Source organism: Sphingobacterium wenxiniae (genome assembly GCF_900116225.1).
Classification (GTDB): domain Bacteria; phylum Bacteroidota; class Bacteroidia; order Sphingobacteriales; family Sphingobacteriaceae; genus Sphingobacterium; species Sphingobacterium wenxiniae.
In genome coordinates this window covers 123320-147283 of record NZ_FOZZ01000002.1, presented here as the reverse complement: position 1 = coordinate 147283, position 23964 = coordinate 123320, and the positions used below count along the sequence as shown (strand labels likewise).

Below are 23964 nucleotides of genomic sequence, written 5' to 3'. Positions count from 1 at the left end.
CATTGAGCGTTGACAATAAGTCATTGTAAACCGACAACACATCGTTAACTGCAAATTCGTTTTCCTAGGCATTGCAATTATATTGTATATGAACATGAATTTAGTTAAATTTGTGCTTTGATTTGAAGAACGTTCAAAATACACCCTTAGTAATGATTCATTTCTTTGTGAACCCAAGCCACACTCTATATGGTGTGCAAACCCAACAAGATTTATCTACGGAAGATATCTCGAAACTAAACTGGCTCTTTGGAAACGCTACAAAACTCAACGAACAGACGCTTAGCGATTACTACATAGGCCCACGCGCGGCTATGATTACGCCTTGGAGCACCAACGCCGTAGAAATCACCCAGAATATGGGTATAGAAGGCATTATCCGTATCGAGGAGTTCCAGAAGGTCGATGAAGACTTTACCGATTTCGACCCCATGATTTCTCAGAAATATGAGTCTTTAACACAAGAAATGTACAACATCAATATTCAACCCGAACCTATTTTGGAAATAGACGATATTGATGCCTACAATAAATCCGAAGGGCTTGCCCTTAGCTCCGAAGAAGTAACTTACTTGAATAACCTGTCCAACAAACTGGGACGGAAGTTGACCGATTCGGAAGTCTTTGCCTTCTCACAGGCCAATTCTGAACACTGCCGACACAAAATTTTCAATGGTACGTTTATTATTGATGGTGAAGAGCAACCCACTTCCCTATTCAAACTGATTAAAAAAACTTCCGAAACGAATCCTAATGATATTGTTTCGGCCTATAAAGATAACGTGGCATTCGTCAAAGGACCTAAAGTCACACAATTTGCACCAAAATCAGCCGACAAACCCGACTTCTATGAAGAAAAGGAATTTGAATCGGTGTTGTCGCTGAAAGCCGAGACACACAACTTCCCGACTACGGTGGAGCCTTTTGCGGGAGCTGCGACAGGTTCCGGCGGAGAAATCCGTGACCGCCTAGCAGGTGGACAGGGAGCGCTTCCTTTGGCTGGAACAGCTATCTATATGACTGCCTACTCCCGTCTTAATGAGGAACGCCCATGGGAAAAAGGTATGGACGAGCGTAATTGGTTATACCAAACACCTATGGATATCTTAATTAAAGCATCCAACGGGGCCTCGGATTTCGGAAATAAATTCGGTCAACCACTCATTACTGGCTCCGTATTGACCTTTGAACATGAAGAAGAAGGCCGTAAGTTGGGTTATGATAAGGTTATCATGCAAGCTGGTGGTGTTGGTTATGGTAAAGCTGACCAAGCTAAAAAACACATGCCGAAAACAGGTGATAAGATTGTTATCCTAGGAGGTGAAAACTACCGTATAGGAATGGGTGGTGCAGCTGTATCATCGGCCGATACAGGAGCCTTTGGGTCTGGTATTGAGCTAAATGCTATTCAACGCTCTAATCCTGAAATGCAAAAACGGGCGGCCAATGCTATCCGTGCTTTTGTTGAGTCCGATCATAATCCTATCGTTTCTATCCATGACCATGGCGCTGGCGGACATCTAAATTGCCTTTCAGAGCTGGTGGAAGAAACCGGAGGGTTAATCGATATGGATAAGTTGCCTGTGGGCGACCCTACCCTTTCTGCCAAAGAAATCATCGGCAATGAATCTCAGGAACGTATGGGATTGGTGATTGCCGAAAAAGATATCGAGACCTTGAAAAAGATAGCAGATCGTGAACGTGCACCGATGTATGCTGTAGGTGACGTAACAGGAGACCATCGTTTCACCTTCCAATCCAAAACCACAGGCGAAAAACCGATGGATTATGCTTTGGAAGACTTCTTCGGTTCTTCGCCGAAGACCATCATGCAGGACAAGAAGATTGTACGCCAATATGATGACCTTGCTTACGATGTGAAGCAAGTGCCAACCTATCTCAATCATGTTTTACAGTTGGAAGCTGTTGCGTCCAAAGATTGGTTGACCAATAAGGTCGACCGTTGTGTGGGTGGTCGTGTTGCTAAACAGCAATGTACAGGTCCGTTGCAACTTCCGTTGAACAACGTGGGAGTAATGGCACTTGACTATACTTCTACCGAGGGTATTGCTACGACAGTAGGACATTCACCATTAACCGCGTTGGTTGACCCTGTAGCAGGTTCTCGTAACGCCATTGCTGAATCTTTGTCCAACTTGGTATTCGCGCCTATCAAAAATGGTTTGGCCGGTGTTTCCCTATCCGCTAACTGGATGTGGCCTTGTAACAATGAAGGAGAAGACGCACGCTTATACGAAGCTGTTAAAGGCTGTTCGGACTTTGCCATCGCTTTGGGCATCAACATACCTACAGGCAAGGATTCCCTATCCATGAAACAGAAGTATCCGAACGGAGAAAACGTGCTTGCGCCAGGCACCTTGATTATTTCAGCAGCTGGTAATTGTACGAACATCAACAAAGTAGTCGAACCTGTACTTTCTAAAAATGCTGGTTCTATTTATTATATCAATCTTTCGCAGGATAGCTTCAAGTTAGGAGGTTCTTCCTTCGCACAGATAAATAATAAAATCGGGTCAGACGTACCTACGATCCAAGACGCCGCATATTTCAAAAAGGCTTTCAACACCATTCAGGAGGCCATCATCACAGGCCAAATCGTAGCAGGACATGATATTGGTTCTGGAGGATTGATCACTACCTTATTGGAAATGACCTTTGCCGATGTGAATTTAGGCGCTCAATACGACCTCAGTGCATTAGGCGAAGCGGATACGGTAAAAGTTCTTTTCAACGAAAACATCGCCGTTGTGCTACAAGCCAAAGACGATTTGACTCTAGAATCTACCTTATCCAAAGCAGGTATACAAGCAACCAAAATTGGTAAGTCTATTGAGGGAGAAATCGTTTCCATCAAAAACAATGCAGATGAGTTCACCTTCCATGTTGCAGAAACACGCGATACTTGGTTCAAAACTTCCTTCCTACTGGACAACAAACAGTCTAAAAACGGAATGGCAGAAGTACGCTACAACAATTACAAGAACCAACCTTTAAAATTTGTATTCCCGACACAGTTCAGCGGTAAAAAGCCCCTCCTTGGGAGGGGTTTGGGGAGGATTAAAGCGGCCATTATCCGTGAAAAAGGTTCCAACTCGGAGCGTGAGATGGCCAACGCGATGTATTTGGCTGGTTTTGATGTGAAAGATGTACACATGACCGACCTGATTTCCGGTCGTGAAACCTTGGAAGATATTCAATTTATCGGAGCTGTGGGTGGATTCTCTAATTCCGATGTATTGGGATCTGCCAAAGGCTGGGCTGGTGCTTTCCTTTATAATGAGAAAGCGAAGAAAGCCCTGGAAGACTTCTTTGCACGTCCCGACACCATGTCGGTTGGTATTTGTAACGGTTGCCAATTATTCATGGAATTGGAACTTATAAATCCTGAACACGAAATACACGGAAAGATGCACCACAATACATCACAGAAACACGAATCCAATTTCGTGTCGGTAAAAGTGCAGGAGAACAGCTCTATCATGTTGTCTACGCTTGCAGGCAGTACCTTGGGTGTATGGATTTCCCATGGTGAGGGTAAATTCCACTTGCCACATGCAGAAGAGCAATACAACATCGTGGCCAAATATGCTTACGAGGAATATCCGCATAATCCTAATGGCTCCGATTACAACACAGCTATGCTGTGTGATAGCACAGGTCGCCACTTGGTAACCATGCCGCATATCGAACGCTCTATCTTCCAATGGAACTGGGCACATTACCCTACGAACAGACAGGATGAAGTTTCTCCTTGGATAGAAGCATTCATCAACGCTCGCAAATGGTGCGAGACGAATAAATAAAATGAGAACGACCCCAAATGGGGTCGTTCTCATTTGCTAAAGATTCGAAATCTTTCGTATCTTTAGCAAATAAGTTATAAACCTTATGAGTCCTACGAAAAATATATTCCGGTTAATCTGTCTTTTATTTTTAAGTCTTGTTCTTTTGCAATCCTGTAAATTAGGTCGATTTGTATTCTACAACTTTGCGAACATTACGGATCATAAAATATTCCCATCTCGGACTGTGGAAGCACCAGAAACACCTTTTGTTTTCCCCTATGTCCAACAACCTAAAAGTCCCAAGAACATTACCGTAGATGAAACTGAAGTTACCTTTGACGAATATCTTTCCCAAAACAAGACCGTCGCCTTCCTCATCATCCAAAACGATAGTATCCAATATGAAAAATATTTTAACAAATATGATGAGGAATCTATTGTAGCTTCTTTTTCTATGGCAAAATCTATTACTTCCATGCTTATCGGAATTGCTATCGATGAAGGGAAGATCAAGTCTGTAGATGAGCCAATCACCAACTATATTCCAGAATTAAAAGAGAATGGCTTTGATATAGTAACTATCAAGCACCTTCTTCAAATGACTTCAGGATTGGACTTCAATGAGAGCTATTCGAATCCATTCGGACATGCAGCTACTTTTTACTATGGAACAAATCTGCGAAAGGCTATCAATAAGCTCCAATTGAAAAATAAACCTGGAGAAAAATTTGATTATACAAGCGGAACGACCCAAATCTTGGGGCTGGTGTTGGAACGCGCACTGCAAGGACAAACCATAAGCACCTATCTGGAAGAAAAAATATGGAAACCTATAGGCATGGAATTTGATGCAAGTTGGAGCCTTGACCGCAAAAAAGATGGTTTGGAAAAGACATTTTGTTGTGTCAATGCTCGTGCCCGCGATTTTGCGAAGTTAGGAAGACTGTATCTGAACAAAGGAAACTGGAACGGACAGCAAATTGTATCTGAACAATGGGTAAAGGAGTCAACCAGGCTGGACAGCAGCGATAACAGTGCTTGGTATTATCAATATCAATGGTGGCTTCCCAATGAAAATGGCACATTTTATGCTCAGGGGATATTAGGACAATATATCTTTATTGATCCTGAGAAAAAATTAATTATCGTGCGCTTAGGCGAGAAACATGGTAAAATAAGATGGAACAAGTTCCTTCCAGAGATTGCAGCAGCATATTAGCAATAAAAATACCTACTATTGGGTATTTTTTGCACCACATAGGGGTTGTATCTTTGTCTTAAAAGAACCTGTTTAAAATAAAGCTTTTGCTTTTTGCTATAAGTTTTATATAAACTATACAGATGCTTACGCTTTATAGCTTACGGCTTAAAGCCACAAACTTTAAAATACAGTGCATGAATAAATCATTAGACACAGCTTTTACCGCCAAAGTAAACACAAGATGGGAAACTTTTAAATTTTTTAAGAACCACGTTTCAGGCTTTTTGGTATTCTTGTACAAAAATGTAATCAAGCCTTCTTGATCAGGAGGCTTTCTTATTTTAAAGTTTCCCATTTAAACCTATAAGGTTTTTCCTGATGCGGAGGTTTTCGAGATACTCCATTTTTCTCATGGATATATAACCAAACCTTATAGGTTTTATTTTAAACTCTCTTTCTTAAATCGTTTCCTTTTGTTTCACAATGAGCAACATATCCTTCTCCAAGGAAAGATAACCATATTCATATACAAAAAAATAAATCTGTCCTTTGGTGGTATGCAATTGATTGGTAAAATAGTTAAAGTCCATCCCTTTTGCCAGTATTTTTTTCCGATGCACCTTAATCATTTTTTCAGAACTTAAAGTCTCTTCCAAAATTCTTCTGTTCTTCTTTAATATGGCATTAATCTGTCGAACGAAATTATTAGGAATGCTATTCAATTTATTATTGTAGGTATTCCGACAACCATCATCACAGAAGCGTTTATCTGAACGACCGCGAACAGGTTCTCCACAGGCTAAGCAAAATCTATCTTCCATCTTATTATCCGTTTGTAAACGTTTAAAAACGATTATAATCGTATATAATTGATTAACTACCGATTAAGCATCTCTTCCCTTCTCAACTTTGTATCAAACATCAGCAATACATGTTGATGAATTGGTTTTTAAGTTAATAATTATTTGTGTACTATTAAAATTTAATGTTATGACAACTTTAGTAAATTCCGTACAATTGATTGGTCGCTTAGGCGCAGATGTAGAAATCAAAACTACCGCACGTGGTACAAAAGTATGCCGTATCCGAATGGCAACCAACGAATACAATAAGAACAGTATGGGAGATTGGAATGAAACAACTCATTGGCATACACTCATCGTGTGGGGGAAATTAGCTGAAAAATTAGAAAAAACTGGAAAGAAAGGTTCTCGATTGGCTGTGAAAGGTTCCCTTGCCTATCGCGAATATATCGATGCAAGCGATATAAAACGTGAGGTAACAGAAATCCGTGTGAATCAGTTTATGCTGTTGGATAAAGCCACAGAAACATTCCAAAACACGAAAACAACAGAAAGAGCAGACCTGCCGTTTTAAAAGGAACAGACTCAAAAGAAAAAGAGGGTGTCCGAAAAGTCAGCCGTCATCGTCATTGCGAGGAACGAAGCAATCTGATGACGGTAAAAACGCAGATTGCTTCGTCATTTTTCCTCGCAATGACGCGTTTTTTTTAATGATTAACAACCTTTTCGGACATCCCTTTTTTTATGATATACAATCTTTATGCAATTAGTCCAAAGACCAACCGGCAACTTCTGCGACCTTTCTTGGAATATCAGTGTTTTCCATTTTGTGGGTGAAAACATCCGAACCAGCTCCGATAGCAAACACAGGGATATAGGCTGCGGAATGATTACCCGAAGCCCAAGAAACCGAACCAACTTTGTTCAATACTGTGATGACCTCTGTTGCCAACTTATCGTCCGTTGCATATAAACTTTTCGAAGTTTCCTCCTCATGTTTTACAAAGCTTTTCTCATAAATAGCAAAAAGATTTTCCTCATCCGATTTGTTGACTGTCACTGTCGTGAAAAGACCCGTATTCTCACTCAAAAGTTGTTTCACCTCATCCCAAGAAACTTCATCTTTAGACGTACGCAAATCAGAAATCAATTTTGATAACGCTCCCTGTGAGACTTTCTGTTCGGCCAACAATTTTACATTCAACCTGCTACTGCCGTTGCCAATAGCAATACCACCCGTTTCATGATCTGCGGTTACAATGATTAACGTTTCCTCAGGGTGTTTTTCATAGAATGCGTATGCTCGCTTAACAGCTTCATTAAAATCAAGAACTTCACGAATGGTCGTTGTTGCATCATTAGCATGCGAAGCCCAATCAATCTTTCCACCTTCAACCATTAAGAAAAAACCTTTATCATTATCTTTTGTCAATGACTCAATCGCCGCATCCGTGATTTCTGCCAAATTCAAATCACCAGTTTCTTGGTCGATAGCAAATTTTAAAGCGTCTTTCTCACTATCTTTTGTATTCATCAGAATAGTCTTATTCCCTTTATTTGCCAAAGATTTATACGCCGACAAACCGTACGCAAGCTGATAACCAGCCTTTTCAAACTGTGGGAAAAGTGACGGAACAGCATCCTTTTCGTAGTTTTTCTCAGGACTTAGAAAACTGGAACCTGCAAAAAAATCAAAGTTGGATTTGATTAAGTCTTGTCCAATCTCATAGTACATATTTCTGTTAGCACGGTTGGCATAAAAAGATGCCGGCGTAGCGTGGTCTATACTGACCGAAGTCGTGATACCTACTTTCAAACCAGCTTCTTTCGCGGCATAAGCTATGCTCTTGTAGGATTTTGTCGCCGCACTGTCCATTCCGATAACACCGTTTTTGGTTTTATATCCAACTGCCAATGCCGTACCTCCGGCTGCGGAATCCGTCACACCGTGCGAAAGTGAATAAGAAGTTGCGAAAGTAGCATGTGGAAAAGTAGAGAATACCAAAGGAAAGACAGTATTTCTATCTTCTTGTGCAGCTAAAAAGACTTCCGTTAGGTTAATCTGATTCAGTCCCATCCCGTCGCCAATCATAAAGAAAACGTATTTAGGCTTCTGTTGACCAAAAACAAGAATCTGGATAAATAAAAGCGAAATAATAAAAAGTGTTTTTTTCATATGTGTATTGTTTGTTTTTTTGACATATCATATGGAGTACTCATGTGTGACACTTGTGTGTTTGAAAACAGGAGTATTTCATTTTGAATTGATTTTTCGAAACAAAGTTAAAATCCTAATGTAAACCCAATGTTAACTCTTATAAGTTTAACAAATTGAAAAGATACGACTCTTTGTGCAAAAAATAAAATACAGAACGACAATACACAAAATATGCCGTATGAAATGTATTTTTGTCCAGCATGACGACACAACAACAGGAAATGATTATCGGGGATTTCGAAAAGTATATGCGACACGCCATTGGACAACCCCAACCTTTTACCCTAGAAGGCTTTGTAGCTTTTGCGATCTCTTTGGTCAACTTTTATGAAGGTAGCAATCTTATCGCCAACAACGAGCGAGCTGCAACTGCGGAACTTCTTTTGAAGTCTTTCAACGCGGGTTTAAAAAACAGTATCACAGCTGCTGATCAGAAGGAGATAATAGAACTAATAATTTCTGATTTTTCACTTGATTATTCCATTCTAAGCCCTATATTTGCGTAACATCAAGGGGGATTAGCTCAGCTGGCTAGAGCGTTTGGCTGGCAGCCAAAAGGTCATCGGTTCGACTCCGATATTCTCCACAACAAATAAAGCCACTCTAAGAAGTGGCTTTTGTGTTATATCTTCCCCAGAAAACTCACCTATTTTTTTCAGCTTTTTACTACCTTTAACTGAAAAACAAAATCAAAAAACATGGAATATAAAAAATTAGGTGAAAGCGACTTATCTGTATCTGCAATTACTTTTGGCGCATGGGCTGCTGGCGGTTGGATGTGGGGTTCAACGGATCGTAAAGATGCTGTCGAGGCTATAAAAGCATCTTATGATATGGGTGTAACGTCAATCGATACCGCTCCTATCTATGGACAAGGTACCAGTGAAGAAATTGTTGGCGAAGCTATCCGTGGCATTTCTCGTGACAAAGTCCAAGTTTTGACTAAGTTTGGTATGCGTTGGGATTTAGCAAAAGGAGATTTCGCTATGCATAGCAAAAACAACGATGGTCAGGGCATTGATGTTTATCGGTATGCAGGAAAGGAAAGCGTCATATATGAATGTGAGCAAAGCCTTAAACGCTTAGGAACCGATTATATTGATCTTTATCAAATACATTGGCCGGATACTACTACTCCTATCGATGAAAGTTTTGAAGCTGTTTCAAGATTGATAGAACAAGGAAAAGTACGTTACGCCGGAGTCTGCAACTATTCAAGCACACAGATGGCAGAAGCAGAGAAATCCGTCCCATTGGTGTCCAATCAAATACCTTTTAGCATGGTTAACCGCAGCATTGAAGAGGAAACCGTCCCTTACTGTATCCGTCATAAAAAATCTATACTGGCTTATAGTCCGCTCCAACGCGGGCTACTCACAGGAAAAATCCATCGTGGATACACCTTTCAAGATGGTGATCACCGTGCTTCTTTACCACACTTCCAACCAGATTTTATTGAAAAGACCAATGCTCTTTTAGATAAAATCAAACCAATAGCCGAGAGCAAAGGGGTATCCCTTGGTCAACTGGTTCTACGTTGGACCATTGAGCGTGCAGGCATTACTATAGCTTTAGCCGGTGCCAGAAATGCAGAGCAGGCTATTCAAAATGCTAAAAGTATCGACGTGCAATTAACAGCCCAAGAAATCGAAACAATTAATAAGCTGGTTAATAGTTTTATCTAATGAAGTGGTAAAGTACCACTCATCACTTAAAAAATATCTTTTGCCTTTTAAAATATATATCCCTATATTAGATTCGTAAATAAGGATAAACCAAGTAGATAGCACAGAAAGAAAAGTTTAACAATAAATTTCCGTGCAAAAGGATACTTTCTTTTTAAACCTTGATTTATTGGCATCAAAATTGGTAAAATAATATTATAAATCTTAAATTTAATACTAATGAACAAAACAGACTTGATTAAGCATATTGCCAGCGAGGCTGGAATTACGCAGTCACAAGCAGAGAAAGCCGTTAACGGTTTTACAGGAGCAGTTTCTTCTTCTTTAGCTAAAGGAGAAAATGTAACGTTAATCGGTTTCGGTACTTTCGGAATTTCTGAGCGCGCAGCCCGCAACGGTAGAAACCCGCAAACTGGTGCTACTATCAAAATCGCTGCTAAAAAACTTCCTAAGTTTACAGCAGGAAAAGCTTTGAAAGAAGCTGTAGAAGCGCCTAAAAAAGGTAAGAAAAAATAAAATTGTCCTTTCGGACAAAAAGAAAAGGAGTCGTTCGCGACTCCTTTTCTCGTTTGTGATCAATTATAAATCAACGCTCCCGACACATTCCAGAAGCTAAAACTCGAACCTTCAGGCTCTCCCTGTGGAATATGCACACGGATAGTATGCTTACCTGCTTTCAAATCTCCCAGACTAATGTAGTTGGGATTCGTTATTGTAGCCGGACACCAGTTGGAACGACTTAAATCCGATGAAGAGAGGCCATTCTGGAAATTGCCGGACACAGGATTGTACAATCTGTACGAACCGCAATCCGTCCGCCATGGTGTAAATTTGAATGCCAATTCTCCATTTAAGAATATACTGTTCTCTTTTGGCACGAACTCATCGCCATTGCCCCATCCTCCATGTCCGGTAGTGATGTAACGCAATTGAACATCTTTGGCGTCTTCTGGTAACTCAAAGGTCACTTCCAAGCCCTTCTCCTGACTGAAAAAACGAGCATACGTCTGCCCTCCCATCTCCATCACATTGGTACTGTTAAAGATGGACATTACCTTCTGAAAGCCCATTTTGGAATATCCCGGGTGTATCGTCAGCTCGACGCTTACTTTATGTCCACCGCCATCATAATTACCGATATACGTCCCTATATACACTTCCTTGCCAGACATTACCGACAGGAATTCAGAAACATCCTGACGATAGATTACGGAATCTTGCCATGTTTTTCCCATCAGGTTGGCTCTTTCATTGAAATGCGATACGCCAAACGGTGTAAAGAAACGCATCAGTTCATATACAGGTGAAAAGCTATCGGTACGAACCATGCCCGGATACTCATCGCCATCACCATTAGTGTACATAGGCAGGGTATTCATGCCATTTTTCATACCATCCAAAAATGTCTGCGGCTGATCATCTGCAATCATAAATATAGAACCTGTTCTGTCGTAGGCATCACCGTTGGATTTTTCAATCAGCTGTATAAATGCCTGGCTTCCCTTATTGAGTACTGGAATTTTTACTTTTTTCAAAATCACCGTGCCATGAGCAAAACGTAGAACACTGTCTTGTTTTGGTGTCTCTACGAAATTAATCTGCTCATCCTGAAAAACCGGAATATGGATAAAGCGACTTTTCCAAACAGCATCCTGGTAAGCCACCGCATCTACCGTTTTCTCAAAGGAGCGTAAGGCTACATGTGTCGGGATATGGTCTATCGGCTCTATCTTATTGGCCGTAATCTTGGTATTTCCATTACGCACATACTCTAATACCAAACCTAAATTCTGCCCAAGTTCAGTTGGTGCGCCTTTTACACCCAATTCATCGGTATACCAGAGTTCAATGGTATTGGAATTAACCGATGTTGTTGCTTTTTTACAGGTATGCCCCAAGATAACCTTTGTCTCATCTGAAAAGGTATAGGTATTCCTATCCAAAATTGTAGCATCAACCGTAGCCAGTTCTTTGGTCGCTGAAAAAGAAGTCAAACGATGATAGAGATTACCTCTTCGCTCCACATAAAAAGTCTCATAAGGGTATTTCGCCTCCGATTGTACAATCTTTTCACTGCTTATGACCGTTTGCTCCGGATTCGTGTAAACCAGTAATGGATCTTGATTAGGACTAACCTGGTCATTATAGCTCCGTTGATAGGTTATTCTATAGGTATTTTGTGCCCAGGATTGCAGGCAGAATATTGTTGTCAGCAGGAGAGAAAATAAATACTTCATATACTTTTAAATTAACTGCAAAAAAGAAAAAAAGTGTCTAAAAATTGCTTGGAGCAAATCTTTAGACACCTAAATTTATTATAATAGTTATGGAATCCGTCCAGATTACCCTTTAATACTCGGCACATCCACCACTTCGTTGGTGTCTGCATCGTAGTCTACGGAATCAAAGTTGAAACCGAAAAGGTTGAAGAAGTCATTTCTATATCCTGCAATATCTGAAATTTCCTCTAAGTTTTCCGTGCTGATTTGTTCCCAAAGTGCCGCAACCTCAGCCTGTACATCTTCGCGCATTTCCCAATCGTCTACACGGATTCTGCCTTTTTCATCCAACTCTACAGCTTTGCCGGAATACAATCTATCGGCAAAAAGACGTTGCATTTGTTCGATTGTACCTTCGTGAATACCCTTTTCCTTCATCACTTTATAAAGCAAGGAAATATACAAAGGCACAACAGGAATAGCTGAGCTGGATTGCGTAACCAAAGCTTTATTTACAGACACATAACTAATACCATTCAGGTCTTTTAACAAGTCGTTCAGAACAGAAACAGTACCTTCTAAATCATCTTTTGCACGACCAATAGTTCCGTTTCTATAAATAGGATAGGTCAATTCAGGACCGATGTACGAATAGGCTACCGTCTTCACCCCTTCAGCCAAAACACCTGCGGCTTTTAATTCCTCTATCCAGAACTTCCAGTCTTCGCCACCCATAACGGCAACTGTATTTTCAATATCTGAAGGATTCTCAACTGGTTGGATAGAAATATCAGATACCACACCTGAGTGGAAATCAACCGTTTTATCCGTAAAAGGTTGGTCGATCGGTTTCAACACCGATGCATGTGCCACACCTGTTTTCGGATGTGTACGACGTGGAGAGGCTAAAGAATAAACCACTAAATCCACCTGTCCTAGATCTTGTTTAATCAAATCGATGGTCTGCTGCTTCACTTCATCCGAAAAAGCATCGCCGTTAATGCTCTTCGCATATAAACCTGCCGCTTGCGCTTCTTTCTCAAAAGCCGCCGAATTATACCATCCGGCTGTACCAGGCTTACCTTCTACTGCAGGTTTTTCAAAGAAAACACCGATAGTAGCAGCATCCGAACCGAATGCAGCGGTAATCCGCGAAGCTAAGCCGAAACCTGTAGAAGCTCCGATTACCAAAACTTTTTTCGGGCCATTCTCGATTTTGCCCTTAGATTTTACATAGTCTATCTGTTGCTTTACATGCGCTGCCGTACCTTCTGGGTGCGACGTCAGACAAATAAATCCTCTTACACGTGGTTGTATAATCATATTCTTATTTTATGCTGTTCCTAATTTTTCAAGATGCAAATTAAGTAAATTTAATAGAATAATATGAAATTTCCGTGATAAACTTCTACAACAGTACACTTGAAACAAAAAAATAAAAATATTTAATCTACCTATTTAATAGATTTTATATATTTGCACCGCAAACAAATCAAAAGGATTGAACATAGTGAAGATACCAAACCACAATCAACGAATGCGCTTAGGAGAGTAAGTAGACTTATTCTCCAATAACCCCTTTCTTTAGGAATTAACAACTTTTATTTATTGTATTAACACAGATGAACTTATGAATAGGAAAATTCATTACATACTTCTTATTGCCTTATTTTTGACCTGTCAACTGGCCTATAGCCAAGTCCAAATCCAAGGACAGGTCACAGATAACGCGCAAAATCCATTAGCCGGGGCTACTGTTACAGCTACAGGCACAACCACACAATCTGATGCACAGGGATACTTCAGCATCCAAATAGCAACGCTTCCAGCCAACCTGACTTTTACCCTGTTGGGCTATCAAAGACAGACATTGACGGTAAATTCGGCATCTCCATTGTCCGTTATCTTACAATCCACCGATCAGGAAATTGGCGAAGTAGTCGTTACAGCATTAGGCATATCGAGAGAAAAGAAAGCGCTTGGTTATGCTGTTCAGGACATTAAATCGAGTGAACTGCAAACCCGACCAACCAATGCGCTGAGTGCCATATCCGGTAAAGTTGCAGGTCTTCAAGTGGTCTCTTCAGGAGGAAATATGGGCGGTTCCAGTCGGATACTACTGCGAGGTATCAACTCGATTTCTGGAAACAACCAGCCTTTATATGTTATCGACGGCACACCAATAGATAATACGGACCCAAACAGTTCTGCGACAGTAAACGGCAGTGCGGGTAAAGATTTGGGTAGTATGATCCAGGATTTAAACCCGGATGACATTGAAAACATTTCCGTATTGAAAGGACCTTCTGCAGCCGCTCTATATGGCTCTCGTGCAGCGAATGGCGTGATCCTGATCACCACGAAAAAGGGTGCAAAAGGCGAACATATCGATATTTCCCTAAATACAGGTTTGGACTTCGAAAATGTGGTTCGCCTTCCAAAGCGCCAGCAATTGTATGGTCAAGGGTATTCTACGATCTTCCAGACCGCGACTATCAATGGTACGGAATACAAGATTGTAGATTATGCCTCCGACGAAAGCTGGGGACCAAAATTAGACGGAACACCTGTGTTGCAATGGTACAGCTTAGATCCGGAAGATGAAGAAAACTATCTTAAATTGACACCGTGGGTATATCCTAAACACGATGTAAAACACTTTTTCAATACAGGTCTGGCAAATACCAACAATTTTTCCATCAGTAGCTCAAGTGGAAATACCAACTACAGGCTTTCCTATACCAACAAGAATGTTGGTGGAACAACGCCAAATTCCTCATTGAATCGAAATACCTTGAATTTATCTGGTTCTACCCGATTGGGCAAGATACAAGTGAGTGCAAATGTCAATTACATAAAAAATTCAAGTGTGGGTAAACCTTGGGTTGGGGCGACCAACCGAGGCATCATCCTAAATGCTTTCCAATGGGGAGGTGTGCAGGTGGATTTCGAAAAGCTTAAAAATTATAAACGTGCGGACGGCACGCAAATCTCCTGGAACAGGACAAGCCACCAAAATACCGCCGCTGGAGAGGCTACCCGATTTATCGATAATCCATATTGGGCAGCCTACGAGAGCTATGTCGAAGAAAACAGAGATCGTTTTTACGGTAACTTTGGGCTGACCTATGATGCGACTGACTGGTTATCCTTAACAGCGAAAGCCCATGGCGATATTTATGCATACGATACGCAAGACCGCATCGCTGTATATTCTCGCTCAGCATCACAGTATGAAGAAACAAGCCTTAAGCTGAATGAATACAATTATGAGTTTTTGGCCACTGCGAAAAAGAATTGGGACAATCTATCGTTGGTTGCAAATGTCGGCGCCAACCTTCGCGACCAGCAACGTCGTTCAGACTATGCTATTACGCAAGGAGGACTAATCTTACCGAACTACTACAATCTGAAAAATGCATCCAATGTATTAATCAACAATTACACCTACCATAAGCGTGTATCATCCTTATACGCCAGTGCTTCATTGGGATATAACGACATTCTCTTCGTTGACGGTACAATACGCAACGACTGGTCATCGACCCTTCCTGTCAACAACAATTCCTTCCTCTACCCTTCTGTAACAGGAAGCTTTGTATTCAGTCAGTTGGATGCTTTCCGCCAAATCGATTGGTTATCTTTCGGTAAAGTAAGATTGGGCTGGGCGCAGGTTGGTAATGATACTGACCCATATCAATTGTACAAAACCTATGTGGCACAGCAAGCATTCGAAGGAAACCCCTCATATGCCCTACCAACAACTTTAAATAATGCAGAATTGAAGCCAGAGATCACTAGTTCGTGGGAAACAGGTATCAACCTGCAGTTTTTCAGAAACCGATTGGGATTAGATGTAACGTATTACAACAACAACTCCCGAAACCAGATTCTGCCGGTTCCTGTTTCAACCGCTTTTGGCTATGAATACAAAGTCCTGAATGCCGGCAAGATAAACAACAAAGGTATTGAAATTACGTTAACAGGAACTCCTGTCCGAAAAGACAATTTCGAATGGAACACCACTGTAAACTGGTCTAAAAATAGAAATACAGTTGTCAAACTAGATGATCTTGTGAACACACTCACGCTTAGCGACGGATTGGTTAATCTTGTGGCACGCGAAGGACAGACTTATGGACAATTCCTCGGCTATGATTTCGTTTATGCGCCGGATGGACAACGTGTAGTGCAAGACGACGGCACGTATATGCGTACTTCACAATTGGTGCCTTTGGGTTCTGTACTGCCTGATTTTTTAGCTGGTTTCCAAAACCAGTTCCGCTACAAGAATTTCACCCTGGGCTTCCTGATTGACAGCCGTTTTGGTGGTAATTTCTTCTCCCAAACCTATAAAGTGGCAATGTATGCCGGTATTTTGGACAAAACTGCTGCAAACAATATACGCGAGACAGGCGTAGTGTTGGATGGTGTTACCGGCGATGTACAATTCCATTCGGATGGGACGTATACCGTAACCAATACAGCAACGAACGACAAAAACATTTCCGCTTTGCAATGGGCGCGGAATGAATACAGCGGACCTACAACGTTCAGCATCTTTGATGCAACATTCATCAAGCTGCGCGAAGTGACTTTCGGCTACAATATTCCGCTTAAAAACACCTCTCTTGTGAAAAACCTAGGAGTATCTGTCTATGGACGAAACCTATGGAATATTTATACAAAGAGCAAGTATATAGATCCTGAAGTGACCAGTAGCGGTGGAAATGTACAAGGTATTGAAGGCGGAAATATCCCAACGCCAGTATCTTATGGTTTTAATGTCAACGTTAAATTTTAATCTGTACTCATGAAATTATTTAAAAAATCCTATATAGCCCTGATTGGTCTTTCTATAACGGCTTTTTCAGCCTGTTCTGACCAAATCTTTACGGAGATCAATACCGACCCCAACAATCCTACTACAGTAGCGACTACAAGTCTGTTGGTTTCGGGTCAAAAACAAGCGTTGAACGCTATACGCAGTGAAAGCATACATTTACGAGGCGCACAATTATTTGCGCAATATTATGCCCAAAATATCTACACCGACCAATCGCGTTATCTGATTCCTGTAGATTATGCAGGCTCTTTCTGGAACAGTGCTTACCTATCGTTGAACACGTTCAACGAAATCATTAAGTTAAACAGTGACGAAAGCACCAAGGCGATTGCCAGCGCCGGAACGGCAGGTACTAACGCAAATCAGATTGCTATTGCACGGATTTTAAAATCCTACGTTTTCCATAATTTAACGGATGTTTTCGGCAATATTCCGTATGAATCATACGGCAATAAGGATGCTGATTTTGAAGCACTGCAACAAGCACCGGATATTCTGACACCAAAATATGCAAGCCAGCAAAAAATATACGCCGACATCCTGAACGAACTGGATCAGGCTGCTGACACCTTATACAAATATCAAACGCAACGTACTTTTGGGGCCTCAGACATCATCTATAAAGGAGATAACAGCAAATGGTACAAATTCGCGAACAGCTTACGCCTACGCTTAGCAAATCGTATCCTCGCAAAAGAACCAGCTGTGGCAAAACAGCATATCGAAGATGCTTTAGCACAAGGTGTGTTCACAACAAACAGTGATAATGCTGTTTTTAAATACTCTACTAACTCGCCAAATGAAGCACCTTTATTCCGTGCCACGGTCATCGCTAACAGAAAGGATTTCGCCGTGTCCAATGTTATTGTGGAGGCTTTGAGCGGTCGTCGCGGACCTTTCACCCATGCTGACCCTCGTTTAGAAAAATACGCAAACCCGAATGAAGCTGGCGACTACGTAGGACAGCCTTACGGCCTTCCACTGGAAGCAGGCAATATCTTTCCTTACAATAGAATTTCGTTACCGGGTTCGATTTTGAATGCAGCAGATTATGCAGAGGTATTACAGGAATATGCCGAAGTGGAATTTTTGATTGCCGAATACAAAAATTGGGATCAAAGCCATTATGAAAAAGGAGTTAAGGCATCCTTGGAAAAATGGGGCATAACCGCCGCTGCTTTTCAGGATTATATCAACAGCCTTCCTTCGGCGAACCAAGAAACAGTATTGACGCAGAAATACTTCGCCCTGTATGGACAAGGTATCGAGGGATGGTCAGAACTGAGAAGAACCGGTTATCCGAATTTTATCGTGAAAAAAGGTGATTTACTGTGGAGCGGAACAGTAGGCGGCACACCAAAAACTTATTATTTTGAACCGGAAGTAGGAAATGCTGTTCCAAGTCGATTGACTTATCCGCTAAAAGAACAAAGCACCAATAGAAGTAATTATCAACAAGCTTTGTCCGAACAAGGTGATGATATTATCAATACCAAAATCTGGTGGAACAAGTAGAATAAAGAGCGGACAGCTAATTAGTTGTCCGCTCTTATTATTAACGTCCTTTCTTAAAGATAAGGTAATCCAAGCTGTATTTTCCTGGGCCTTGTATAAGAATAGCTAAGTAACCTATAAAAAAAGCTGTACCTAACTCATACTTCCCAAAAATCTGCCAATCGTGCACGGAAAGAATAACCAAACTCGTTATCAGTAAGGATAATGCTGCAAATCGTGTAAATAGCCCAAGTACCAATAGAATAGAACAGAAGAACTCGGCAAATACAGCCAACCCTAAGGATAGCGTGCTTCCCAATCCCATAAAGTCTACAAATTGACCTTTTAGCTCATTAAATCCTACTAATTTGGCATAACCGTGTTTAGGTATCATCAATATCCCAAAACCCAAGCGTAAGACTAATGCTGTTAAGTTGGAAGTTGAAGTACCTTTATTCACCGAAAGAAAAAATCTTTTTATCATATTATTTGTTAGTTATTTGTTTCAAAAATAACAAAAAAGCGAAAGAGTTCTTCTTTCGCTTTTCTAATATTTACGTGCTTACACTACTATCTCAAATGTGCACGTAGCATCCAGGCTGTTTTTTCATGCTGCTCAACAACACCGCTCAGAAAATCTGAAGTACCTTTATCACCATGTTCTTCAACGACATCAATATCGCCACGGATAGAAATAATCAAACTTTCAAAATCATTTAGTAACTCACTGATGTACGAATTTCCATCATTCTTACCTTTCTTCGCTTCGGTCAATTGTGTCAATTCTAAATATTCTTTTAATGTACCTGCCGCATAATGCCCAATAGTACGTACACGCTCAGCCACATCATCCACCACAATGGCTAGTTCATTATAGATAGTCTCAAAAAACAGGTGCAATTCGTGGAAACCAGGGCCTTCAACATTCCAATGTGCATTTCTTACTTTTTGGTAAAGCACACTTTCATCTGCTAGCAATTTATTCAAAATTACAGCTACTGCAGCGGTATCTTTTTCTTTTAATCCAATATTTGTTTTCATAAAAATTATTTTTTGTTAAACGATTAATTCCATAACAATTTTCAAGGCAGCTTGTTTGCTTTTTTCTTAAAATTACTACGTATACAAGATACGAAAAACATCTCGCTATAGCTGTCATAACATCCTCCTTTTACTGTCATATAATTCAAAAAACCTTCCTATTTTTGCGTAGACATTTAACAACAGCGACAGGATGAGCGGAAGCCCTATTTTTTTTCATGATTTCAATCAAGATATTTCCCATATCGCCAAGCCCGAAAAATTCACCTTTCCTTTTTCCTATACACCGCATGCGTTAAGTATTTTAGCTGCAGAAGAGCTGCAACAGTATTTGGAAGCTCAAACAGATTTTGTCCATAATTTTGGTTTGCACCCCATGGAAGGACAGCCTATCGGTAAGATGTTCGGCGTACTGGTCGTTGAAAATACTGAAGGCAAATTGGGTTATCTGGCAGCGACATCCGGCAAATTGGCAAATTCCAACCAACATCGTTATTTCGTGCCCCCGATCTTTGATATGCTGACTAAAGACAGTTTTTTCCTCAAAGAAGAAGAAACGATCAATGCACTGAACCGTCAAATCAAACAGTTGCAGCTACAAGAACACATTCCAACATTGCAGAAACAAGCACAGCAGCAACAGGAAATCTCAGACGCTGAGCTAAAAGCTAAACGAGATGCCATGAAAGTAGCAAAAGCGGGGCGCAAATCCATTCGGGAAAGGGCCAAATCACAGCTGAATCCTATCGAATATACTGCGTTAGAACAAGACCTCATCAAGCAAAGCTATCGCGACCAACATGAATATGCGGTACTAAAAGACCATTGGAAAAATCAATTACAGACTTTCCAAAAGGCTATAGATCAGGAAAAAGAAAAGATTGAGGAGTTAAAACGCCTTCGGAAGCAGAAATCTTCTACTTTACAACAACAACTTTTCGAACGATATCAATTTCTGAATGCAAAAGGAGAAAGACGTTCCGTACTCGATATTTTTGAAGAGAGTTCACAAATGTTGCCTCCTGCTGGCGCAGGCGAATGTGCCGCACCAAAACTGCTACAGTATGCCTATGAGCATCAACTCCAACCTATCGCATTAGCCGAGTTCTGGTGGGGCGTATCCCCTAATTCCGAAGTCAGAAAACACAAGCTCTTCTACCCTTCCTGCAAAAGTAAATGTGAACCAATCCTCACTCACATGCTAAAAGGGCTTTCCGTAGAAACCAACCCCTTACTAGAGAATCCTGCGAAAGGACGAAGTTTTGATATTCTTTTTGAAGATGAAGACATTATTGTTGTCAACAAACCTGAAGAGTTCCTTTCCGTCCCCGGCATCCATGTGAAGGACTCAGTCTATACACGTATTTGTACCATGCGTCCGGAAATCACAGGACCGGTCATTATCCATAGACTGGATATGTCTACCTCTGGCATTTTGGTTTTAGCCAAAAACAAAGATGCCCACAAGTTTATCCAGGATCAGTTCATCCGCCACACTGTAGAGAAGCGATACACTGCGCTTTTAGACGGTTTGGTGGAAACAGAAGAAGGCTTGATAGACTTTCCGTTGCGTGTAGACCTTGACGACAGACCTCGCCAAATGGTTTGTTACCAATATGGCAAGCCTGCTCAGACAAGGTTCAAAGTCGTCGAGAGAAAGCAGGGACAAACAAAAATTCATTTTTTCCCGTTGACTGGACGCACACACCAATTACGCATGCATGCAGCCCATCATCTGGGATTAAACTATCCAATCGTAGGAGATGATCTCTATGGACAACGGGCCAATAGACTGCATCTTCATGCCGGAAAGATTACCTTTATCCACCCCTCTTCCAAAGAAAAGGTAACATTTACCGTGGCCGATCCTTTTTAATCTTCACAACCTCAACATCAGAAAAATCAGCGAAAAGTCACAATCTGACTTTCTGCTATTTTAGGTATTCTTTATCATCCAAACTATACTTACATTTGTTCGTTTTTAAAATAATTGACTAAAAAAGAACAATAGTCAAAAAGATAGTTTGAATGATATGAGATATACCTTTACAACGAATTTTGGCCAACAACTCTATATAAGTTTAAGCATTTTATTATTCTTTATCTCCTCCATCGCCTCGGCTCAGAACATCCATCTGAAAGGAAAGGTCATGGATATCACTACCAAAGAACCTATTGGCTATGCCACTGTGGCTGCTATTGGTGCTAATAAGGTAACTTCCACAGACGAAAATGGAAACTATGCGATGGAAATCCCACGCAATTACTCCAAAATCAGAATATCTTATTTAAGTTACGAAACCCAGGAATTGTCCGTTACCCAAGAAGCTTTTCAGGAGGTGAACATCTATTTAGTTCCTGAGGAGAATACGATCGAAGCTGTTGTTATCAAAGCACCAAGAAGAACAAAGTATTCCAACAAAAATAATCCAGCTGTAGAATTGATACGCAAAGTTATAGCGCATAAAGACGAAAACCGTCTCAGTGCTTACGACTATACAGAATATCAACAATATGAGAAAGTTTCCTTGGGACTAAGCAACCTTTCAGAAAAATTCAAGAATAGAAAAGTTTTCAAAAACTATCAATTTCTATTTGAAAAAGAGGATGCAGAAGAAGGTAGCCAAAGTAGCAGTTATACACTGCCCGCCTATATCGAGGAGCGCTTATCCCAAGTTTATTCCCGCAAAAAACCGAGCAAAACCAAACAATTGGTGTTAGCTGAACAGAAAGCGCAATTTGATCCAAAGTTCGTTGATAATGACGGTTTATCGGCTTATTTTAACAAGTTATATCAAGATATCGACATCTATGAGAGCAATATCGAATTGGTGACCAATCAGTTCCTCAGCCCTATTGCTTCCTCTTCTCCGACTTTCTATCGCTTTTATATCACAGATACTGTAAAAACAGAAAGTCCATATCTCGTGGAATTAAGTTTTTTCCCACGCAATAAAGCCGATATGTTGTTCCAGGGCAAACTTTATATCACTTTGGATGGCAAATACGCTGTTAAAAAAGCCGAACTGGCGGTTTCGGACGACATTAACCTGAACTTTGTACGGGATTTGGATGTAAAATTAGATTTCAGCACCGATCCAAATGGAAAATATTACCTGGAAACCAGCTCCTTAGGACTGGACTTCTCCCTGACCGACAAAGGTACTGGGATACGGGGAAATCGGACAGTTACGTTTAACGACTTTAAAACAGATATTGTTCAACCAGACAGCATTTATGCCGGACCTGCAATGGTCTATGTCAAAAAAGAAGAAACAAAACAAGATCTGGAGGAATATTTTGTGCAAAACCGCCCAATTCCTTTGCGTAAAAACGAACAGAATATTTACCACAATATAGATACCCTGCAGCTAATTCCTTCTTTCCAACGCTTTATGGACATCAGCGCGTTGATACTTTCAGGATACAAGCAGGCTGGTCCTTTGGAAATCGGCCCTGTCAATACTTTCTACAGCTTCAATCCTGTGGAAGGTTTTCGGTTACGTGTAGGGGGACGTACGACCGATAGGTTAAGCAAAAGGTTCTATGCAGAGGGCTATACGGCCTATGGTTTCAAAGATGAAAAATGGAAGTATTTCCTCAGTGGAACCTACTCTTTAAACAACAAATCAGTATATACTTTCCCACAGCATTACCTGCGTGCTTCTTTTATGCGCGACACCAAAATTCCGGGGCAAAACCTGGAGTTCGTACAAGAAGACAACTTCTTACTTTCTTTTAAACGAGGAGAAAACGAGCGTTACCTCTACAACGATATTTACCGTTTGGAATATAAGCGGGAATTTGAAAATAACTTTTCCTACACACTGGGATTCTCCAAATGGCGACAAAGCCCAGCCGGAATTTTGACCTATCAGAAAATTGACAACCAAGGCAATAGTCAATTGTTCGATGATCTGAACACGACAGAATTATCCTTGAGTTTGCGTTACGCTCCGCATGAGGAATTTTATCAGGGGAAACTGTACCGTACGCCTATTTACAACAAGTACCCTATTTTCTATCTGAACTATGTGGCAGGACTGAAAAATGTGTTGCAAGGTGAATATAATTACCACAACTTTACTTTAGGGGTAGATAAACGGTTTTATTTCTCGCAGCTTGGCTATGCAGATGTCAATGTAGAAGGTAATTATATCCTGGGTGACAATATTCCTTTTCCTTTCTTGAATATACACCGGGCAAACCAGACCTATGCTTATCAGCTACGCTCATACAACTTGATGAACTTTTTGGAATTCGTGAGTGACCACTCGGTATCTGCGAATGTGCAATATTACATGAATGGGTTCATTCTCAACAAAGTACCTTTGATCAAGAAGCTAAAATGGCGTGAAGTGTTCAGCGCAAAAGCGATTTATGGTGGTCTGCGCGATGCCAATAACCCGGCGTTTACAGATGATGTCTTCCAGTTTCAGAAAAATGAAGATCAGGAAGCTATTACCTATGGCTTAGGCAGTAAGCCTTATGTGGAGGCCAGCGTAGGATTGACAAACATATTTAAGTTTATCCGCGTGGATTATGTCCGACGGTTAAACTATCTCGATCAGCCGGATGTCCCTAAACATGGTGTTCGTGTCCGTGTAAAATTTGATTTTTAAAATATCACTAAACAACAGCAAAAGCTCTG

At 40.8% G+C, this 23964-nt stretch carries 16 protein-coding genes and 1 tRNA gene; 11 read left to right on the top strand and 6 right to left on the bottom strand.

Annotation, left to right across the window (positions count from 1 at the left end; all coding sequences use genetic code 11):
- Window positions 1–152 precede the first annotated feature (152 nt).
- Together purL and BM375_RS02965 are read left to right on the top strand one after the other, a co-directional pair.
- Window positions 153–3824, top strand: a complete 3672-nt coding sequence (purL, locus tag BM375_RS02970; protein ID WP_093363693.1) for a phosphoribosylformylglycinamidine synthase — start codon at window positions 153–155, stop codon at window positions 3822–3824.
- An 85-nt stretch (window positions 3825–3909) separates the two neighbouring features.
- On the top strand, window positions 3910–5025 hold the full coding sequence (locus BM375_RS02965; RefSeq protein ID WP_093363692.1) for a serine hydrolase domain-containing protein: 1116 nt from the start codon (window positions 3910–3912) through the stop codon (window positions 5023–5025).
- Window positions 5026–5465: 440 nt separating this feature from the next.
- Here the strand turns inward: BM375_RS02965 and BM375_RS02955 are convergent, their stop codons facing one another.
- The gene (locus tag BM375_RS02955) at window positions 5466–5828 is read right to left on the bottom strand and encodes a hypothetical protein (protein WP_093363690.1); all 363 of its coding nucleotides are present in this window, start codon (window positions 5826–5828) and stop codon (window positions 5466–5468) included.
- A gap of 169 nt (window positions 5829–5997) precedes the next feature.
- Between BM375_RS02955 and BM375_RS02950 the strand changes: the two genes are divergently transcribed.
- The gene (locus tag BM375_RS02950; protein ID WP_093363689.1) at window positions 5998–6384 is read left to right on the top strand and encodes a single-stranded DNA-binding protein; all 387 of its coding nucleotides are present in this window, start codon (window positions 5998–6000) and stop codon (window positions 6382–6384) included.
- A 192-nt stretch (window positions 6385–6576) separates the two neighbouring features.
- Here BM375_RS02950 and BM375_RS02945 read toward each other — a convergent pair whose 3' ends face one another.
- Entirely contained in the window at window positions 6577–7986 is a 1410-nt protein-coding gene (locus BM375_RS02945; RefSeq protein ID WP_093363688.1) for an alkaline phosphatase, read from the bottom strand.
- 242 nt (window positions 7987–8228) lie between these two features.
- Here BM375_RS02945 and BM375_RS02940 point away from each other — a divergent pair, with 242 nt between their 5' ends.
- The 4 genes from BM375_RS02940 (at window position 8229) to BM375_RS02925 (ending at window position 10229) form a co-directional block, all read left to right on the top strand.
- Window positions 8229–8534: a hypothetical protein gene (locus tag BM375_RS02940; protein WP_093363687.1), complete on the top strand. Its 306-nt coding sequence runs from the start codon at window positions 8229–8231 to the stop codon at window positions 8532–8534.
- Window positions 8535–8540: 6 nt separating this feature from the next.
- Window positions 8541–8614 (top strand) — tRNA-Ala (locus tag BM375_RS02935).
- 112 nt (window positions 8615–8726) lie between these two features.
- A complete protein-coding gene (locus BM375_RS02930; protein ID WP_093363686.1) occupies window positions 8727–9713 on the top strand; it encodes an aldo/keto reductase in 987 nt (328 codons plus the stop codon).
- 219 nt (window positions 9714–9932) lie between these two features.
- The gene (locus BM375_RS02925; RefSeq protein WP_093363685.1) at window positions 9933–10229 is read left to right on the top strand and encodes an HU family DNA-binding protein; all 297 of its coding nucleotides are present in this window, start codon (window positions 9933–9935) and stop codon (window positions 10227–10229) included.
- Window positions 10230–10288: 59 nt separating this feature from the next.
- Here BM375_RS02925 and BM375_RS02920 read toward each other — a convergent pair whose 3' ends face one another.
- Window positions 10289–11950, bottom strand: coding sequence for a PNGase F N-terminal domain-containing protein (locus tag BM375_RS02920; protein WP_093363684.1), 1662 nt, complete (start codon window positions 11948–11950; stop codon window positions 10289–10291).
- Window positions 11951–12055: 105 nt separating this feature from the next.
- Window positions 12056–13255, bottom strand: coding sequence for an enoyl-ACP reductase FabV (fabV, locus tag BM375_RS02915; RefSeq protein WP_093363683.1), 1200 nt, complete (start codon window positions 13253–13255; stop codon window positions 12056–12058).
- A 307-nt stretch (window positions 13256–13562) separates the two neighbouring features.
- Here fabV and BM375_RS02910 point away from each other — a divergent pair, with 307 nt between their 5' ends.
- Window positions 13563–16736, top strand: a complete 3174-nt coding sequence (locus BM375_RS02910) for a SusC/RagA family TonB-linked outer membrane protein (RefSeq protein WP_093363682.1) — start codon at window positions 13563–13565, stop codon at window positions 16734–16736.
- A 9-nt stretch (window positions 16737–16745) separates the two neighbouring features.
- Window positions 16746–18293, top strand: coding sequence for a SusD/RagB family nutrient-binding outer membrane lipoprotein (locus tag BM375_RS02905; protein ID WP_093363681.1), 1548 nt, complete (start codon window positions 16746–16748; stop codon window positions 18291–18293).
- A gap of 40 nt (window positions 18294–18333) precedes the next feature.
- On the opposite strand, the gene BM375_RS02900 is transcribed toward BM375_RS02905, so the two are convergent.
- Window positions 18334–18756, bottom strand: coding sequence for a DoxX family protein (locus BM375_RS02900; protein ID WP_093363680.1), 423 nt, complete (start codon window positions 18754–18756; stop codon window positions 18334–18336).
- A gap of 86 nt (window positions 18757–18842) precedes the next feature.
- Complete coding sequence (locus BM375_RS02895) at window positions 18843–19313, bottom strand: Dps family protein (protein ID WP_093363679.1); 471 nt, start codon at window positions 19311–19313, stop codon at window positions 18843–18845.
- Between the two features lie 193 nt (window positions 19314–19506).
- Here BM375_RS02895 and BM375_RS02890 point away from each other — a divergent pair, with 193 nt between their 5' ends.
- Both BM375_RS02890 and BM375_RS02885 read left to right on the top strand, forming a co-directional pair.
- Complete coding sequence (locus BM375_RS02890; protein ID WP_093363678.1) at window positions 19507–21189, top strand: RluA family pseudouridine synthase; 1683 nt, start codon at window positions 19507–19509, stop codon at window positions 21187–21189.
- A gap of 157 nt (window positions 21190–21346) precedes the next feature.
- Window positions 21347–23935 carry a DUF5686 and carboxypeptidase-like regulatory domain-containing protein gene (locus tag BM375_RS02885; RefSeq protein WP_093363677.1) on the top strand — a complete coding sequence of 863 codons (2589 nt, stop codon included), beginning with the start codon at window positions 21347–21349 and terminating at the stop codon, window positions 23933–23935.
- The last annotated feature ends 29 nt before the right edge of the window (window positions 23936–23964 follow it).

What these genes read in the sequence shown, in the direction of transcription:
- BM375_RS02965 (WP_093363692.1), top strand. Translation starts at nt 3,910, where the DNA reads ATGAGTCCTACGAAAAATATATTCCGGTTAATCTGTCTTTTATTTTTA.
- BM375_RS02920 (WP_093363684.1), bottom strand. Translation starts at nt 11,950, where the DNA reads ATGAAGTATTTATTTTCTCTCCTGCTGACAACAATATTCTGCCTGCAA.
- BM375_RS02890 (WP_093363678.1), top strand. Translation starts at nt 19,507, where the DNA reads ATGAGCGGAAGCCCTATTTTTTTTCATGATTTCAATCAAGATATTTCC.
- BM375_RS02910 (WP_093363682.1), top strand. Translation starts at nt 13,563, where the DNA reads ATGAATAGGAAAATTCATTACATACTTCTTATTGCCTTATTTTTGACC.
- BM375_RS02905 (WP_093363681.1), top strand. Translation starts at nt 16,746, where the DNA reads ATGAAATTATTTAAAAAATCCTATATAGCCCTGATTGGTCTTTCTATA.
- purL (WP_093363693.1), top strand. Translation starts at nt 153, where the DNA reads ATGATTCATTTCTTTGTGAACCCAAGCCACACTCTATATGGTGTGCAA.
- BM375_RS02885 (WP_093363677.1), top strand. Translation starts at nt 21,347, where the DNA reads ATGAGATATACCTTTACAACGAATTTTGGCCAACAACTCTATATAAGT.
- BM375_RS02900 (WP_093363680.1), bottom strand. Translation starts at nt 18,756, where the DNA reads ATGATAAAAAGATTTTTTCTTTCGGTGAATAAAGGTACTTCAACTTCC.
- BM375_RS02925 (WP_093363685.1), top strand. Translation starts at nt 9,933, where the DNA reads ATGAACAAAACAGACTTGATTAAGCATATTGCCAGCGAGGCTGGAATT.
- BM375_RS02930 (WP_093363686.1), top strand. Translation starts at nt 8,727, where the DNA reads ATGGAATATAAAAAATTAGGTGAAAGCGACTTATCTGTATCTGCAATT.
- BM375_RS02940 (WP_093363687.1), top strand. Translation starts at nt 8,229, where the DNA reads ATGACGACACAACAACAGGAAATGATTATCGGGGATTTCGAAAAGTAT.
- BM375_RS02895 (WP_093363679.1), bottom strand. Translation starts at nt 19,313, where the DNA reads ATGAAAACAAATATTGGATTAAAAGAAAAAGATACCGCTGCAGTAGCT.
- BM375_RS02945 (WP_093363688.1), bottom strand. Translation starts at nt 7,986, where the DNA reads ATGAAAAAAACACTTTTTATTATTTCGCTTTTATTTATCCAGATTCTT.
- BM375_RS02950 (WP_093363689.1), top strand. Translation starts at nt 5,998, where the DNA reads ATGACAACTTTAGTAAATTCCGTACAATTGATTGGTCGCTTAGGCGCA.
- BM375_RS02955 (WP_093363690.1), bottom strand. Translation starts at nt 5,828, where the DNA reads ATGGAAGATAGATTTTGCTTAGCCTGTGGAGAACCTGTTCGCGGTCGT.
- fabV (WP_093363683.1), bottom strand. Translation starts at nt 13,255, where the DNA reads ATGATTATACAACCACGTGTAAGAGGATTTATTTGTCTGACGTCGCAC.